At 61.2% G+C, this 16,169-nt stretch carries 13 protein-coding genes; 7 read left to right on the forward strand and 6 right to left on the reverse strand.

What is annotated here, in order from left to right; translation table 11 throughout:
- Positions 1-109 precede the first annotated feature (109 nt).
- Positions 110-358 (forward strand): hypothetical protein, encoded by a 249-nt coding sequence (locus SynTAK9802_RS12395; RefSeq protein ID WP_186496559.1) that lies wholly within the window; start codon positions 110-112, stop codon positions 356-358.
- Positions 358-525, forward strand: a complete 168-nt coding sequence (locus SynTAK9802_RS12400; RefSeq protein WP_006851462.1) for a hypothetical protein — start codon at positions 358-360, stop codon at positions 523-525. The genes SynTAK9802_RS12395 and SynTAK9802_RS12400 overlap by 1 nt, the downstream gene beginning before the upstream one ends.
- A gap of 175 nt (positions 526-700) precedes the next feature.
- Here SynTAK9802_RS12400 and SynTAK9802_RS12705 read toward each other — a convergent pair whose 3' ends face one another.
- Positions 701-952, reverse strand: a complete 252-nt coding sequence (locus SynTAK9802_RS12705; RefSeq protein WP_255487779.1) for a M23 family metallopeptidase — start codon at positions 950-952, stop codon at positions 701-703.
- Between the two features lie 171 nt (positions 953-1,123).
- On the opposite strand from SynTAK9802_RS12705, the gene SynTAK9802_RS12410 reads away from it, so the two are divergent.
- The gene (locus SynTAK9802_RS12410; RefSeq protein ID WP_186496560.1) at positions 1,124-1,723 is read left to right on the forward strand and encodes an alpha/beta hydrolase; all 600 of its coding nucleotides are present in this window, start codon (positions 1,124-1,126) and stop codon (positions 1,721-1,723) included.
- Positions 1,724-1,815: 92 nt separating this feature from the next.
- On the opposite strand, the gene SynTAK9802_RS12415 is transcribed toward SynTAK9802_RS12410, so the two are convergent.
- On the reverse strand, positions 1,816-2,406 hold the full coding sequence (locus SynTAK9802_RS12415; protein WP_370586399.1) for a L,D-transpeptidase: 591 nt from the start codon (positions 2,404-2,406) through the stop codon (positions 1,816-1,818).
- Positions 2,407-2,525: 119 nt separating this feature from the next.
- Here SynTAK9802_RS12415 and purT point away from each other — a divergent pair, with 119 nt between their 5' ends.
- Positions 2,526-3,704 carry a formate-dependent phosphoribosylglycinamide formyltransferase gene (gene purT / locus SynTAK9802_RS12420; RefSeq protein ID WP_186496564.1) on the forward strand — a complete coding sequence of 393 codons (1,179 nt, stop codon included), beginning with the start codon at positions 2,526-2,528 and terminating at the stop codon, positions 3,702-3,704.
- Here the strand turns inward: purT and SynTAK9802_RS12425 are convergent.
- The 4 genes from SynTAK9802_RS12425 to recN form a co-directional block, all read right to left on the reverse strand.
- Positions 3,690-5,813, reverse strand: coding sequence for an HAD family hydrolase (locus SynTAK9802_RS12425; RefSeq protein WP_186496566.1), 2,124 nt, complete (start codon positions 5,811-5,813; stop codon positions 3,690-3,692). The genes purT and SynTAK9802_RS12425 overlap by 15 nt on opposite strands.
- A 206-nt stretch (positions 5,814-6,019) precedes the next feature.
- Complete coding sequence (locus SynTAK9802_RS12430; RefSeq protein ID WP_186496568.1) at positions 6,020-7,513, reverse strand: alpha/beta fold hydrolase; 1,494 nt, start codon at positions 7,511-7,513, stop codon at positions 6,020-6,022.
- A complete protein-coding gene (gene uvrA, locus SynTAK9802_RS12435; protein ID WP_186496570.1) occupies positions 7,513-10,476 on the reverse strand; it encodes an excinuclease ABC subunit UvrA in 2,964 nt (987 codons plus the stop codon). Before uvrA ends, SynTAK9802_RS12430 begins: the two co-directional genes overlap by 1 nt.
- Positions 10,477-10,521: 45 nt before the next feature.
- Positions 10,522-12,204, reverse strand: a complete 1,683-nt coding sequence (recN, locus tag SynTAK9802_RS12440) for a DNA repair protein RecN (protein WP_186496572.1) — start codon at positions 12,202-12,204, stop codon at positions 10,522-10,524.
- Between the two features lie 77 nt (positions 12,205-12,281).
- On the opposite strand from recN, the gene SynTAK9802_RS12445 reads away from it, so the two are divergent.
- The 3 genes from SynTAK9802_RS12445 (at position 12,282) to thrC (ending at position 15,907) form a co-directional block, all read left to right on the forward strand.
- On the forward strand, positions 12,282-14,141 hold the full coding sequence (locus tag SynTAK9802_RS12445; protein WP_186496574.1) for an AarF/ABC1/UbiB kinase family protein: 1,860 nt from the start codon (positions 12,282-12,284) through the stop codon (positions 14,139-14,141).
- A 99-nt stretch (positions 14,142-14,240) separates the two neighbouring features.
- Positions 14,241-14,747, forward strand: a complete 507-nt coding sequence (locus tag SynTAK9802_RS12450; protein WP_255487781.1) for an alpha/beta hydrolase — start codon at positions 14,241-14,243, stop codon at positions 14,745-14,747.
- Between the two features lie 101 nt (positions 14,748-14,848).
- Positions 14,849-15,907 (forward strand): threonine synthase, encoded by a 1,059-nt coding sequence (gene thrC, locus SynTAK9802_RS12455; protein ID WP_186498245.1) that lies wholly within the window; start codon positions 14,849-14,851, stop codon positions 15,905-15,907.
- Positions 15,908-16,169: the final 262 nt, after the last annotated feature.

A 16,169-nucleotide genomic window follows, 5' to 3' on the forward strand; every position in this document is an offset into this window, starting at 1 on the left:
TGATTGACCACATCACTGTGTCTCTTTGAATGGAGGCCTAAACGGCATAGCCGGTGGCCAGGGGATTGTTGATATCCCCTAAAGTCCTGTTTTCAGGTGGCAAGGCAGGATGACCTACTTCACCTGGCGTGAATCCGGTCTCACAGCTGACTGCTCAAGCCTCGAGGCGATGGCTGCCCGCTTTGAGGAGTCGGCCAGTTTGATGCGACGCATGTCGAGTGAAGGGTTCCAACTGGAGCGCCACGGAACGGAACAGCGCATCACGCATCCCGATCCCACCGTGTTTGAAGCCTGGGGTTTCGTCAGCGAAGAATCACCGGTCCGCCAACTCACGCTGATCCCCGATCTTGAAAACTGATGGACAACCTGCTTGCCAAAACCGCTGAGCTGCTCGCCAACGCCGCTGCGGATCCTGACCGGGTTCTGCGGTGGGTGCTGATCTATTTCGGTGTGTCGTCGCTTGGATTCATGGGCGTGTGGCTGATCGGCGAAGTGCGCCGTCAGAGCAGCACCGATTCGAACTGAGCCCTCAGCGGCTCGCTTCCACCGAGCGCTGACGCCATTGAGGCGATTGCTCCATCGATTTCAGCTGCTCTGCGCTGGGGCTCTCAAGCACGTCCAGGAGATGCAGGGGTTCTGCTTCGAAGTGGAGATGAGGACCGGTCGACCACCGGCCCGTGTTGCCGCAAAGACCAATGATCTAGCCGCGGTCATAGGAGCCTGGTGGAGCACCAGTGTTGAGATGGCTGTAACGCGTCTTGACGCCTGCCCCAGCCAGATGAAACGTCCATCCGTGGGTGGCTGTCCAGCGACTCCGACCAACCCCGTCATGGGCGGCACGCACAGGGCGACCCACACGACAGGAAATGTCCAAGGCTGGATGGTCCTGTTCGACACCTTGGGTCACCACACCCGACATCGGCACAAGCAACGCGGCAAACAGACCCAGCAAATAATCAAAACGAGAATCGGAAGAGAACCTTAAGACACGGTCCCTTCCGCGAGAGGAAAGACAGCATTACCGTTTTTCTTTAACGCTCTCTTAAAAGGAAAAAAACCCTGTGGTTCTGGGCCACTGCCGCGATGGCCTGGCGACGGTTCGAAGGCAAATCAACTGCAGCTCATGCGCAGAGCACTTCTGTTCACCGGTGCCGGCCTGATGGTCGCCGCCGCTGGCCTCCCCAGCTTCGCCGCCCCCAAACAAACCGCCCGCACCGTCACCAACGGTTTCGTTCGGTCCAACGTGCTATTGCCCATCGGTGGCAAGAAGGAGGTTTCCAATCCCGTTCCTCAGGATCTGAGTGACCTGTCCGGTTGGACCCGCGAAGAACTCGAGGTGGGTCTGGAGAAGCAGTACGAGGTCGACGTTGCTGACGTCACTCGCTTCCTCTATTCCACCGAAGGTGAGGCTTTCCTCAAGGAAAGCATCAATGGCAACTATCACCCGTATTACAGCCAGCAGAACGATCTGCAGGCCGTTCGCAGCGCCATCATTCTCGATGCTGAAGATGGCAAGCTCTCCAGCTACGGCATGATGGCCAAGCTGCCGACCGATCAGCGCCTGCAGGGTGCCATGAAGGTCTGCAATGCCGAAGTGCAAGGTGATTTCCAAAAGGACACCTCGCTGCTCAGCTGGTACATGAACACCCCAGCCTGCATCCAGGCCTACACCGCCAAGGCACCCGAGCCGGCTCCCGCTGCTCCCGTTCAGGGACTCTGGTGATCTAACGACAAAACACGTCCACCACGCCCTGGGTCCACCCAGGGCTTTTTTCATGACTCTTTTTTGTGCCTCGGTCTGTCACGACACAACCATCAGGGCAGGACCACTACCGGAGTCCCCACATCCACAAGATCAAACACCCTGCGGATGTGTTCGTCATACAGGCGAACGCAACCATGCGAAACGGCCCGTCCGACCGTCCAACGGTGGGGCGTGCCGTGCAAGCCGACGTGGGAGCAGCCCTGGACCTGCACCACCTTCTCGCCATCCCAACCACCGGGATTGGAGCAGTCCTGATAGAAAGCAATCCAGCGCGATCCCAGGGGGTTGCGGCCTCCGGGGGGCACAAGAGCACCGGTGCCGGGATGCCGCCAGACGGGATCCACCGCTTTGAACAGCACCCGATGCTCGCCGAGAGGCGTTTCCCAGCCTTCCGTGCCGACAGCAGCAGGCACACGCAAACGAAGCTGCCCCTGCTCCAGCAGGATCAGCTGACGGCTGGAACGATGAAGCACCAGCTGCTTCGTGGAACGGGAACGAACAGCAGCAGGCAGCAAGGCCAGTGCCTCCGCATCACTGAGCCAGGGGGCAACCGGTGGAATGGGATCCGCAGGCCTGGACTGAACCGGCCCGAGCTGGAGACAGGCTCCAGCGAGAACCGCCAACAACGTCGCCCGAAGCACTGGACTCAATCAAGAACTCATCCTTGACCTAGCGAGACATCGGGAGCTGCACCCCAGGCTGCGGAAAGTCTCAGGACTTGCGTTGATTGATGATGCAGGCAGGCCGTTCAAGGATCACCATGCCTTCGTTTCCACGCACCGTGATGCTGCTGGGCAGCGGGGAGCTGGGCAAGGAGGTGGCCATTGCTGCCCAACGGCTGGGCTGCCGGGTGATCGCCTGTGATCGCTACGCCGGTGCCCCGGCCATGCAGGTGGCTGACGTGGCCGAAGTGCTGCCGATGACCGATGCCGATGCCTTGCTGGAGGTGGTCAGGCGCCACCAACCCGATGTGGTGATCCCGGAGATCGAAGCACTCGCCGTTCATGCCCTGGCGGAACTCGAACAAGAAGGAATCACCGTGATTCCAACGGCCCGCGCGACGGCCGTCACGATGAACCGAGACCGCATCCGCGACCTGGCGGCCGGCGAACTCGGTCTCCGCACCGCCCGGTTCGCCTATGCCTCCAGTGCTGAAGAACTCACAGCCGTGGCGGAACCACTGGGCTGGCCCGTCGTGGTGAAACCGGTGATGAGTTCCTCCGGCAAAGGCCAGAGCGTGGTGACCTGTGCAGACGATCTGGCCAAGGCCTGGGAGGCCGCCATGGCCGGTGCACGGGGCACCTCAACCCAGGTGATCGTGGAGGAATTTCTCCATTTCGATCTGGAGATCACCCTGCTCACCATCCGTCAGCGCAATGGCGAAACCCTGTTCTGTGCGCCGATCGGCCACGAACAGGAAGGAGGGGACTATCAATGCAGCTGGCAGCCGGCTCAACTCACCGACCAACAACTGCGTCAGGCCCAGGCCATGGCCAAAACCGTCACCGACAACCTGGGCGGTGCCGGCCTCTTCGGGGTGGAATTTTTCCTCTGTGGCGATGAGGTGATTTTTTCTGAACTGTCGCCCCGGCCGCACGACACAGGCCTGGTCACCCTGATCAGCCAGAACCTGAGCGAGTTCGAACTGCACCTGCGCGCTGTTCTCGGTCTGCCGATCCCCACCATCACGACAGCTGATGCGGCCGCGAGCCGCGTGATCCTGGCCCAAACGAACATGGACTCCGTCGCTTTTGAAGGAGTCGAACAAGCACTCACGGAAGCTGACACTCAATTGCTGCTGTTCGGCAAGCCCACAGCCCGCCCCGGTCGACGGATGGGTGTGGCCCTGGCAAGGGGAGGAGATCGGAAGGAAGCACAAGCCAAGGCCGACAGGGCAGCCGCCTGTGTGACCGTGATTCCAGGATCAACGGCTGCCTGAAAACCGGTAGTGGGTTAAGCCATCCAGCACGGCTCCAACACTGGGGCGTTTCGAGACGTACACCCGCTGCTGGGTCCGTTGGCCCAACAGGCAGGGATCGTGATCCGCAGGAACCACCGTGGCGGGCAAACCATCCAGCAACTCTCCATCCCCCTGCTGACTGGCCACCACCAGAACCTGCTGCAGGGGGAGCTGCCAGAACTGGGCCAGAAAACGGATGGCCTCACTGCGGGACGCGCGCTGGGGAAGAACATCCAGGAACCAATGGCAACGGAGCTGGGGTTCCGCCTGCAGACCATGGCGGCGTAGGCACTGACGGGCCAAACCAATCAGGCCGCGGTTGGAAGCGCGCAACAGGTAGCTGACCTTGAAGGGACTCTGATGATCCGGGTCCTGAAGTTGAAGGTGTTCCTGGAGTTGCCCCATCGCTGCAAGAACAGCCTCGCGATCCCAGGCTTGGCTGATGCGCTTCGCCCACACGGGATCTTCCGCGCGATCCGAGCTGTGGTGAATCTCGGTTCCAGCCCTGCAGATCCAGGCCTTGGGGTCGGGAAGGTGCAACTCCTGGTAGCGCTGACGCGCCTGATCCAGCGACCGCCCCGTGAGAATCACCAAGCCTGTCGACGCAGCGAAGGGTTCGGCCTGAAGCCGATCGCGCAGATGCGCTAGGGAGCGTTCCTCCGGCAGCTCCAAGCAGCTGTCGAGATCGAGCGCCAACAGCCTGGAGACGGGGCTGGGCCGCCGCACCACCGACATTCCGCGCACAGGTGACACGCGAACTTTCTGCTGCATCAGGGCGAGGTACTGACACACATGGGCATCCCAGCTGAAGTGCCGACTGATGGCCTCAACCCCGTTGTCACTCCAACGGCGCCAACGGGAGCGATCACTGCCGGCCAATTCCAGGGCCTCCTGAAGTGCCCCGGGATCGGTGACGTCCGCCAGAAGACCGTTGTCGCAACGGTGTTGGATGTCCCGTGGACCGCCATCGTCGGTGGCCACCATCGGCAAACCACAGGCCGCGGCCTCCAGAAGGGTGAGCCCGAAGGGTTCGGTCAACGCCGGGTTCACAAACAGCCCCCCACGGCGCGCCGCCCAGCGGTAGAGGGCAGGAATCTGGGCACGGCTGTGTTGTTTTGGATAGGCCACCTGGCCATAGAGATCAAAGCGATCCACCAGATCGAACACCTGCTGGAGCACATCGCGCTGCTGCTTCTCGAGCTCACGCGGGTCATCCCGACAGCCCAGCACAAGCACCAGGTTGTGACGCTGCCGCAGCACCGGCGACTGACCAAAGGCTTCCACCAGAGCGGGAATGTTCTTGCGCCGCACCGCGCGGGAAATCGCCAGCAGGGGCGGACGATCCGGCTCCCTGAGGAAAGGCTGCAACAGGCTTTGCAACGCAGAGCATTCCTGCGATGAACCGTGGGGATGGAACCGGGAAGCATCAACGCCAGGGGGCACCACCGCCGCCTGATCCGCCTGAAAGTGGCCGTAGCGGCAGTACTGCTGATCCGCCTCCTGACGGGTGCTGGTGATCACCAGATCCGCCTGGGCCAGAGCACGCTCTTCGGCGTCAATGCGCCGGCTGATGGCATAGGTCTGCTCAAGTTGAGAGCGATCCAAGCCACCAGCCAGGAGTCGACGCTGTTTCTCCCGGCCGAGGGAATGACCCGTAAAAACAAGCGGAATCCCCAACCGCTGACTGACCAAAGCACCCACCAAACCGGCATCGGCGTAATGGGCATGAATCCAATCCACCCTCTGACCGGGCTGGCTCAGATGTTCCACCAGCTGATCAGCCAGCTCCTCGAGATGGGGCCAAAGCAACTCCTTGCGCAGATACCGCTTCGGACCAAAGGGGAAGCGCAGAATGCGGGCGCCTGGAGCAATGGCTTCGACCCGTTGGCTGTAATCGAGATCGACACGACGGTCCTGAATCAGCCGGGTGACCACATCCACCTGCTCCACCTCCGCCCGCTGCGCCAGGCTGCGCACGAGCTCCAGCACATACAACGTCTGGCCACCGGTATCAGCGTCCCGCCCCAGTTCGAGCTCATGGGAACGAAACAGACCGTGAAGGTGCAGATGCAACAACCGGATCCCCATTCGCTCCACTCACAAACAACAACGGGACGCAGATTCGGTGCCGTTGTTTTTTCTTTAGAGGCGGAAGAAGGGGTAAAAAATGAAAAAAACCTTAGAAGACCTGCAAATCAAACCGAGCAAGAAAGCTGAGTTGTGTTGTCGTGCAATGGATCTGAGCCGTGGGGACAACAGTCAAAGGCTTGGCTTGTTGTAACAAGCCAGCAACGTCAGAGGCGGGCGCTGACATCAACAAGGCTGCCCTGCTCGTCACCCCAACCACCCTCAGAGAAGGTGGAGCCATCCACCTCAAGCTGCTCGTTGATCCAGCCAAGGATGACCGGCCCAAGCCGTGCCGGGGACGGCTCACCGCGAAAACTGCGAAGGCTGAAGTGGTCTGCCCCCTGCACCAACACCAAGCGGTGACCCAAGCGCGCGGCCTTGGTCTCACGCATCGGAGCGATCGCTTCGGGACCCGAAGGCACCACCCAATCGCGGGTACCGCTGATCAGCAGCAACTTGGCTGGAAGGCTCTCCAGGCGACTGCCGTCGAACAACAGACGCAAGGGCGGGCTGACGGCCACAACAGCCTTGACCCTTGGGTCAGCAACAGCGGCTTGGTTCACCCCCGAGAGCCAACTGCATTGGAGCACCCAGCTGATGTTGCGCTCCGGATCCTTGAGGTCACTGCAACGGGCTTTGAGTTGTCGATCGGTGGGGAGCCCACCAGCCAGCTGAAGCGTCGTGGTGGCTCCCCAGGAGTGACCCACCAACGCAACGGCCTCGGTGTTCAACCTGGCCCCAGGCAGAAGACGCCCTGAACTGGTGGCATCCAACAAAGCGGACACATCCAGGGGCCGAAGCCGCAACTCTTCAGGCCCCGGCGGCGGCGCATCACCAGCGAGCATCGCCTTCTGCTGATTGAAATCACTGCCGGGGTGGTCTGGCAGCAGCACGGTGTAGCCATGGGCAGCCAGCACCTCACCCCAACCTTCAAACGACTCCGGATCGTCCCAGAGCCCATGGGAGATCACCACCAAACGACCATTCCCAGGGACTACAGGCTGAAGCTTGAGAACCCGCAGGGGTTTGGGCCGATGGGGCACGGGAACCTGAACAACCTCACGGGACCAAGTGGGCCGCAGAGGCTCCCGCAGAGCAGCCGTCTCGGATGCGGCCTCGACGGAACGGGCCAAGGCAACCCCCTCCTCAAGGTTGTTTTTCAGCCGGTTGGCCACCTCAGCGAGGCGGGATAAATCGATCGACGCCTGCTCTCCCGGCAGCTCCCTCAAAAAGCCAAGAATGTTGGGTTGCCCCCGGCGTTCAGCGCGAATCAGGGCCTCGGTCAGCATCCGCCCGCTGTCGTCGAGCTCCACCCCCTCAAGATCCACCACCTGCGTCGCCGCATGGAGGGCCTGCTCCAGCAGCGGCTGACCGGTCGATCCCGCCAGCAGGGCCTTGGTCTCCAGGGGCAGCGGCGTCAGGAACACCTGGCGCAGCAGCGGCAACAATTTGCCACCACTGACCAGTTCCAGATCCTGCAGATCCGGACTGGCCTGAATCAATTGTTCAGCCGACTCACCGTCAGCGAAGTTGATCGTGATCTCCGTCTCCAGAAACGACAGACGCAACACGAACCGCTCCAAGGCTGAAGCTGGGCCCCCACCAAGGGCCAGTGACATGCCAAACGCCAGAGCCGCCAGGTGGGTGCGAAGTCGGGCCATCAAGCCGCGAGGGAAACGGGAAGTTCTGGTGGATGCTGCTCCAAAACCCGAGCCAGGTAGCGGCCGGTGTGACTGGTGGGGTGCTGGGCGACCTCTTCTGGAGTGCCGGTGACCAGGATCTCGCCACCCTTGTCACCGCCTTCGGGGCCGAGATCAATGATCCAGTCGCTGCAACGGATCACATCAAGGTTGTGCTCGATGCAGATGATCGAATTGCCCTTGTCCACCAACCGCTGCATCACATCCATCAGCTTGTGCACGTCGTAGAAGCTGAGGCCAGTGGTGGGCTCATCAATCAAATAAAGGGTCTTGCCAGTGGCCCGCCGTGACAGCTCCGTTGCGAGCTTCACCCGCTGGGCCTCACCCCCCGAGAGGGTTGGCGCCGGCTGCCCGAGCTTCACGTATCCCAGGCCCACATCCACCAAGGTGCGCAAGCGATCGGCCGCCTGAGGAATCGCATCAAACACCTCAGCGGCCTGCTCCACCGTCATTTGCAGCACATCCGCGATGGTGTGGCCCTTGTATTTCACCTGCAGGGTTTCGCGGTTGAAGCGGGCGCCCTTGCAAACGTCGCACTGGACGTACACATCCGGCAGGAAGTTCATCTCAATCACGTTCACGCCCTGACCACGGCAAGCCTCACAGCGGCCACCCTTCACGTTGAAGCTGAACTGACCCACCTGGTAACCGCGGGCTTTGGCCTCCACCGTGGCGGCAAACACCTGACGGATCGGATCAAAGGCACCGGTGTAGGTGGCTGGATTGGAGCGGGGCGTGCGTCCAATCGGGCTCTGGTCGATCACGATCACCTTGTCGATCGACTTCAACCCCCGCAGCTCCCCCAGACCCTGCGGAAAAGGCACCTTCAGACCCAGGCCGTTCTCCAGGGCGGGATGCAGGAGCTCATTCACCAGGGTGCTCTTGCCGCTGCCGCTCACCCCTGTGACGGACACCAACCGACCCAAGGGGAACTCAACCGAAACGTTCTTGAGGTTGTTGCGGTTGCAATCGATCAACTTGAGTGAGCGCGAACCGCTCTGGCGGCGTTCAGCCGGCGTTGGAATCGAGCGACGACCACTCAGGTAAGCGCCGGTGAGCGATTCGCTGCTCGCCACCAGGTCATCGAAACTGCCCTCCGCAACGATGTGGCCCCCATGGACGCCGGCACCAGGGCCGATGTCCACCACGTGATCAGCAGCACGGATGGTGTCTTCATCATGTTCCACCACCACCAGGGTGTTTCCGAGATCCCTGAGCCGCACCAGAGTGTTCAGGAGACGGTCGTTGTCCCGCTGATGCAGGCCGATGCTCGGCTCATCCAGCACATAGAGCACGCCGGTAAGACCAGCACCGATCTGAGTGGCCAGACGGATGCGCTGGGCTTCACCGCCGGAAAGCGTCATCGCCGGTCGATCCAGGCTCAGGTAGTCGAGACCAACATCAAGCAGGAATTTCAAACGCAGGCGGATTTCCCTGAGCACCAGATCACCGATCTGGATCTGACGGGCATTCAGCAGGGGCTCTGAACCCTCATGGGCGCCCACACCCATCAATTTTTCGATCCGTTCCAGGGTCTGACCGACGCTGACGGCCGTAAGTTCTGGAATCCGGTACGGCCCCACTTTCACCGCCAAGGCTTCGGGACGAAGCCGCTGTCCGCCACAGGCTTCACAGGGAACCAGCTCGAGATACTTCTCTAACTTCTGGCGCTGGGCTTCACCACTGGCATCGCGGAGCTGCCGCTCGAGGATCGGAAGAATGCCTTCAAAGGGCCGGGTGTATCCGCCTTGGCCCTTGCGATAACGGCTGTCGGCCTGGATCAGAATCGGTTCGCGACTTCCGTTGAGCAGCACATCCCGCTGTTCATCCGTGAGTTCATTCCATGGGGTCTTGATCTCAAAGCCGAAGGCCTCACCCACTGAATACAGCAGGGAGAAGTAGTAACTGTTGTCCTTCTCTGCCCAAGGCGCCACCGCGGAATACACCGGCTGCGTTGGGTCCGGAATGACCCGATCCACGGTGAACTTGCGCAGATGGCCAATGCCATGGCATGCCTCACAGGCGCCGTAAGGGCTGTTGAACGAAAACAGTCGCGGTGACAGCTCTTCCATCACAGCGCCGTGCACGGGGCAGGCGAAGTTCTCGGAGTAGAGACGCTCCCGCTCAACGCCTTCGGGAAGCTCCTCCCCCTTCTTGGGCACCACCTCCACCAAGGCCAGACCATCACCGCGTTTGAGGGCCGTGCGCAACGAATCAGTCAGCCGTTCCTGGATCCCCTCACGGGCCACAAGACGATCCACCACCACCTCAATGTTGTGGCTGTGGTTCTTGTCGAGCTCAATGTTGTCGGCCAGCTCGCGCACCTCACCGTTGATGCGCACCCGGGCGAAACCTTCCGCCGCCAAACCACTGATCAACTTGGTGTGGGTGCCCTTCTTGCCGCGCACCACCGGCGCCAACAGCTGATAACGGGTTCCCTCCGACAACAGCAGAATCTGATCGACCATTTCGTCGATGCTCTGCGGCTTGATCGAACGGCCACACTTGGGGCAGTGGGGCTCGCCGGCACGGCCGAACAGCAGACGGAGATAGTCCTGAATTTCCGTGACCGTGCCCACCGTGGAACGGGGATTGTGACTGGTGGATTTCTGATCAATCGAAATCGCCGGAGACAGGCCCTCGATGGCATCGACATCGGGCTTGTCCACCTGCCCCAGAAACTGGCGGGCATAGGCCGAAAGACTTTCGACGTAGCGGCGCTGTCCCTCGGCAAAGATCGTGTCGAAGGCAAGTGAACTCTTGCCACTGCCACTCACCCCGGTGAACACCACCAGCTTGTTGCGGGGAATTGTGACGTCGACGTTCTTGAGGTTGTGCTGCCGCGCACCCCTCACTCGAATCACATCGTCCTGAGTCGCCAGCGGGCCAGCTGAGTCAGCGATCTTGGCAGCAGCTCGCGCCATCAGGACCCGTTGGAAAGCTCAAGAGCTTAGGAAGAACCGAAGCCTTCAAGCTGTTCGCTGGTCCAGCAGGCTCGCTGCATAGGCATCAGCCTGATCGCCACCAGCGAGGTCTGCCAGCTCCTGGCGGCGTTCCAGAGTGTCCCGCAGTCGGGACACTCGCGAATGGGTGATGCCGTCTTCCACATGCTTGCTCACTCGGAAATGGTGATCGGCCACTGCCGCCACGAGCGGTTGGTGGGTGACGCAGAACACCTGACGCTGACAGGCCAGGGTCTGAAGCAGATCGGCCATCGCTCCACTGACGCGTCCACTGACGCCAGCGTCAATCTCATCGAACAGCAGCGTGCTGGAGCCATCCACAGCGGCAAGGGTGGTCTTGAGCGCGAGCAGAAAACGAGACATCTCACCGCCGGACGCAACCTCCGTTAGTGGTGCCATCGGTTGGCCGGGATTGGCGGAGAACAGGAATTGAACAGCGTCCGCCCCATGCTCAGCCGGATCACAGGGGGTGAGATCCACCTTGAAGCGCACGTTGGCCAGGCCCATGGGTGGCAACAGCTTCAGCAACGAGGCTCCTAAGGCCTCCGCCGCCTTAAACCGCTCGCGACGCAGAGCCGCATTGGCCTGATCACGCGTCTGGCGACGGACGGTCTCGGCCTGTTGCAGGCGGGCGAGATCCGCCGCGAAGCCTTCCGATCCCAAACGATGCAGCAGCTCGTCGCGCCGCTGAATCAAACCGGCCAGATCAAGGCCATAACGCCGCTGCAGCCGTTTTAAAACCGACAGACGCTCCTGAATCCGCTCCAGCTGGTCTGGATCGCTCTCCAGCGCCAGGCCGTATTGATCCAGGGAGCGCAACAAACCGTCCACACCTGCTTCGAGATCCAGCGCCTGATCACGCAGGGGCTCAAGCGAACCATCCAGCTGCGCCATGGCCTGCAGCTCCTGGATGCACGCCGCGAAATGATCTTGCAGGGAAGGCGCCTGATCCACACCGTCGCGGAGACGCCCAAACAGCAAGGCCAAACCCTCCAGCAGCCTCACGCCATGGACGAGGCGGTCTTGATCCTGTTCCAGCCGCTGCTGCTCGTCGGGGTCCTCGAGATCGGCAGCTTGCAGCTGCTCCAGCTGCTCTTCCTGTTCAGCCTGCTCCTGTTCGGAGCGCTGCTGCTCCTGCTCAAGTGCCGTCAGGGCATCTGCAGCCTGGCGCCATTCGGTCCAGGCATCAGCCACCTGAACTTTGAGCTCAGCCAATGCAGATCCACCGAGACGGTCAAGCCAGAGCCGTTGCTGCCCCGCCCGCGACAACAGCTGGGTCTGTCCCTGAACCGTGAGATCAATCAACAGCGGCCTGAGCTCAAGCAACTGCTGACGATTCACCGTGCTGCCATTCAGCCGACAGCGACTGGAATAACGATCACCCTCCTGCCGCTTCCATTCCCGGCTGATCAGAAGCTCTTCTTCGGGATCAAACTCCGCCGCAATCAACCACTGCTCCAGGGCTGGGTTGAGTTGAAACGCAGCCTCGATCCTGGCGCGATCAGAACCCGTCCGCAGCAGACGAACGCCGCTGGAACCCTGCGCTCCACCCAGCACCGCATCGAGAGCATCAAGAAGGATCGATTTACCGGCGCCGGTCTCACCGGTGAGCACCGTGAAACCTGAGCTGAACTCCAGTTCAAGACTCTCAATCAGAGCGATGTTCTGCAGCAGCAGACCGGTGAGCACGTCCAGCCCTGTGATGATGCCGACCGTAGCGGCAGCTCGGTTCGTTTAGAAGGGGTGTCGGACATCCCGATGAATTGATGGCTCAGGAGCTCGGGGATTTCATCGAAGCCGCTGGGTTGCTCGAGTACGACCCCGCCGCCATCACACGTATTTATGCCGGCCATCCCCAGCGGCTGATCCGCCGGCTCTGGCAAACCCTCGTACCCATCGGCCTGTTGCTGCTGGGCGTCGCCTTCGACTGGATCTTCCAGTTGTTGAAGGATGAGGAACGGGCCCGGGCTCGAGCTCGCGAATGCGCTGAACTTCTTGTAGATCTTGGTCCCGCCTTCATCAAGGCCGGCCAGGCGCTCTCCACCCGACCGGACATCGTCCCCCCGCTTCTGCTGGAAGAACTGGCCCAGCTCCAGGACCAACTGCCCGGCTTCGACAGCGGCCTGGCCATGGCCTGCATCGAAGAGGACCTGGGCGCACCGGTGGATGACATTTTCGAGCAGCTGGACCGGGAACCGATCTCAGCCGCCTCCTTGGGTCAGGTGCACAAGGGAACCCTCAAGGGTGGCGCAAGGGTGGCGGTGAAAGTGCAGCGCCCGGGGCTACGCGAACAGATCACCCTGGATCTATACATCGTGCGCAACATCGCCGCCTGGTTGAACAGCAACATCGGATTGATCCGCAGCGACCTCGTCGCCCTGATCGATGAACTGGGGCGACGGGTGTTCGAGGAGATGGATTACCTCAACGAGGCCTCGAACGCTGAGACCTTCGCTGAGCTGCATCAACACAACCCTCGCATCGCTGTTCCGACGATCTATCGCAACGCCACCAGCCGCCGGGTGCTGACGATGGAGTGGATCGACGGCGTCAAGCTCACCAACCTTGATGCGGTTCGCGAGCTCGGTGTGGACCCGGACGACATGGTGGAAGTGGGCGTGAACTGCAGCCTTCAACAGTTGCTGGAGCATGGCTTCTTCCATGCCGACCCCCACCCCGGCAATCTCCTGGCTCTGGAGGACGGTCGCCTCTGTTATCTCGACTTCGGGATGATGAGCGAAGTGAGCCGCGAGTCACGCACCGGCTTGATTCAGGCGGTTGTCCATCTGGTGAACCGGAACTTCGGGAAACTCTCCAAAGACTTCGTCACCCTGGGTTTCCTGGCGGAAGACGTGAACCTGGAACCGATTGTTCCCGCCTTTGAAAAGGTCTTCAGCCAGGCCTTGGAAGCCGGCGTCAACCGCATGGATTTCAAAGCGGTCACCGACGACATGTCCGGTGTGATGTACAAATTCCCCTTCCGGGTGCCGCCTTATTACGCCCTGATCATTCGATCACTGGTCACCCTGGAGGGCATCGCACTGAGTGTCGATCCGAACTTCAAGATCCTCGGTGCTGCCTACCCCTACTTCGCCAGGCGGCTGATGGAGGATCCCGATCCCCAGTTGCGTCAGAGCCTTAAGGAGATGCTGTTCGACGGGGACGCGTTCCGTTGGACCCGTCTGGAAAATCTGGTGTCCAGCGCTGCAAGCCAGGCACAGCTGGATCTGGAGGCCTTGCTCGATCAACTACTCGACTTCCTCTTTTCACCCAAGGCAGGACTGCTACGGGATCAACTGGTGACCGCCACAGTTGATCGGCTGGATGCTCTGGGTTGGTCGACGATGCAACGGCTGGGTCGACGCCTCCCCAAACGACTGCAACCCTCCGCCCTTGCCCAGACACCTCCCGGGCTCTCCGATCCACTGATGCAACTGGAGCCGGTGCGGGAGTTGATCCAAGTGTTGCAATCCTTGCCGGGATTCACGCCCGAGCTTCTCCTGCGTCGCATGCCAAGGGTGCTCAATGAACCAGACACCCGGCGCATGGGCTTCAAGGTGGCTCAGGGGCTGGCCGAACGGGGAGTTGTCCGCCTGGTGCGGGTCGCTGCTGGAGTTCCGGCCTAACTTCCGGCCAACACCTTCAGCGTGATGCTCCCCAAGCCCTTCACCCGTTCCTCACTGCTGGCCATGGCGGCAGGGCTTGGGCTGAGTTGGAGCTGCGTCATGCAACCTCTGCATGCCGCCACGGAGGTCGCCCTGGTGAGTGGTGCCTTCCGCCGCTCCATTCCAGTGAAAGAAATCGAACACCTCGCCGAAACCAGAGATGCCACTGGTCTGCTGGAGGATCTGCTTGAGCTCTCGGGGCAGGACCCCAACGAGGTGGCGCAGATGCTCAACCAGAGCCTTGAGCTTCCCCTGGTGCTCACAAGCCGTCTGATCAACACACGGATCGGTGAGGCCATCCTGCGTCGTGTTGCACGCATCATTCATCCGATCTACACACCGGAACCTGAGGTGAGTGTTCCGGCGATCCGCGCCGGAGTGATCAGTGGATTGCAGAGCGAAGATGGCCTCACGGCAGTGAGCTTTTTGAAGGGCTACCCCAATGCCGTCATGGCGGTGAATCTTCCGGCTCTGTTTGGAGTGATCGAAAAAGCGGAATCCATCGCCGGTCTGGTGCAGTTTTTCTCCGACTCCCCCTTGGACGGATTGAAGGAAGCGCAACCCTGACCAAGCCCTGAACGGACGCCGCCTAGATTCCGGCAATCCCCCCATCCCAGCCGGTGTCCCTGTTTCAGAACCTCCGTCGGCGTTTCACTGCCACCCCTGTGATGCAGGACTGGCCTGGACTGATTGAGGCCTATCGCAGCTGGCTGCCCGTCAGCGATGCAACACCCGTGATCAGCCTGCGTGAAGGCGCGACCCCTCTGATCCCCATGCCATCGGTTGCGGAACAGATCGGCAAGGGCGTGAAAGTGTTCGTGAAATACGACGGCCTGAACCCCACGGGGTCCTTCAAGGACCGGGGCATGACCATGGCCATCAGCAAAGCCAAGGAAGCCGGTTGTGAAGCGGTGATTTGTGCCAGCACGGGCAACACCAGTGCTGCGGCTGCGGCCTATGCCAGACGGGGTGGGATGCGTGCCTTCGTCTTGATCCCGGATGGCTATGTCGCCCAGGGAAAACTGGCTCAGGCGTTGGTGTACGGCGCTGAGGTGTTGGCGATCCGCGGCAACTTCGACCGCGCCCTCGACATCGTTCGCGAAGCGGCAGAAAAGTATCCCGTCACCCTCGTGAACTCGGTGAATCCCTACCGGCTGCAGGGTCAGAAAACGGCGGCCTTCGAAATCGTGGATGCCCTCGGTGATGCACCCGACTGGCTGTGCATTCCCATGGGCAACGCCGGAAACATCACCGCCTATTGGATGGGTTTCCAGGAATATCAACAGGCCGGCAGAAGCCGCAGCCTGCCCCGAATGATGGGATTCCAGGCCAGCGGATCCGCCCCTCTGGTGAACAACACAACGGTGACGGACCCCGAAACCATCGCCACCGCCATCCGCATTGGCAACCCGGTCAACCGAGCCAAAGCCCTGGCAGCACGCGAAGCCAGCAATGGTGCGTTCCTGGATGTGACCGACGCGGAAATCATCGCGGCCTACAAGCTTCTAGGCGGCCAGGAGGGAATCTTCTGTGAACCCGCCAGCGCTGCCTCTGTGGCAGGCCTGCTCAAGCGCAAAGATGAAGTGCCAGCCGGCGCCACGGTGGTCTGCGTTCTGACCGGCAACGGCCTCAAGGATCCCGACTGCGCCATCAGCAACAACGATGCCGCCTTCCACACCGACCTCAATCCCGATCTGGGCACCGTCGCCAGTGTGATGGGCTTCTGACACACCGCCTTGCATCAACGCACTTCTGCCCCCGTCAGGGGGCTTTTTTATGGCCGTAAGACAAAACCAACCGACAAAGCGGCTGCGGAAGACGCCCGAAAACCATCCCAACACGCTGTGGAAAACAAGCGCGAACTATCCGCCCGCTTATCGCGCTTGTTTTCCACCCGCTGTGAAGAGGTGGAAAAGGAAGCCTCACTCCCCATCCTGTGAAAAATTCTCCTCAGCCCTGGCTCGTCGAGAACTCTGATGAGCGCTGGTT

The sequence above is a fragment of the Synechococcus sp. TAK9802 genome, assembly GCF_014279535.1.
Classification (GTDB): domain Bacteria; phylum Cyanobacteriota; class Cyanobacteriia; order PCC-6307; family Cyanobiaceae; genus Parasynechococcus.

Bases quoted from the DNA above. Each gene is read 5' to 3' on its own strand.
- SynTAK9802_RS12450 (WP_255487781.1), top strand. From the start codon at position 14,241: ATGCAACCTCTGCATGCCGCCACGGAGGTCGCCCTGGTGAGTGGTGCC.
- SynTAK9802_RS12400 (WP_006851462.1), top strand. From the start codon at position 358: ATGGACAACCTGCTTGCCAAAACCGCTGAGCTGCTCGCCAACGCCGCT.
- SynTAK9802_RS12410 (WP_186496560.1), top strand. From the start codon at position 1,124: ATGCGCAGAGCACTTCTGTTCACCGGTGCCGGCCTGATGGTCGCCGCC.
- SynTAK9802_RS12395 (WP_186496559.1), top strand. From the start codon at position 110: ATGACCTACTTCACCTGGCGTGAATCCGGTCTCACAGCTGACTGCTCA.
- SynTAK9802_RS12445 (WP_186496574.1), top strand. From the start codon at position 12,282: ATGGCTCAGGAGCTCGGGGATTTCATCGAAGCCGCTGGGTTGCTCGAG.
- SynTAK9802_RS12430 (WP_186496568.1), bottom strand. From the start codon at position 7,513: ATGGCCCGACTTCGCACCCACCTGGCGGCTCTGGCGTTTGGCATGTCA.
- purT (WP_186496564.1), top strand. From the start codon at position 2,526: ATGCCTTCGTTTCCACGCACCGTGATGCTGCTGGGCAGCGGGGAGCTG.
- SynTAK9802_RS12425 (WP_186496566.1), bottom strand. From the start codon at position 5,813: ATGGGGATCCGGTTGTTGCATCTGCACCTTCACGGTCTGTTTCGTTCC.
- uvrA (WP_186496570.1), bottom strand. From the start codon at position 10,476: ATGGCGCGAGCTGCTGCCAAGATCGCTGACTCAGCTGGCCCGCTGGCG.
- thrC (WP_186498245.1), top strand. From the start codon at position 14,849: ATGCAGGACTGGCCTGGACTGATTGAGGCCTATCGCAGCTGGCTGCCC.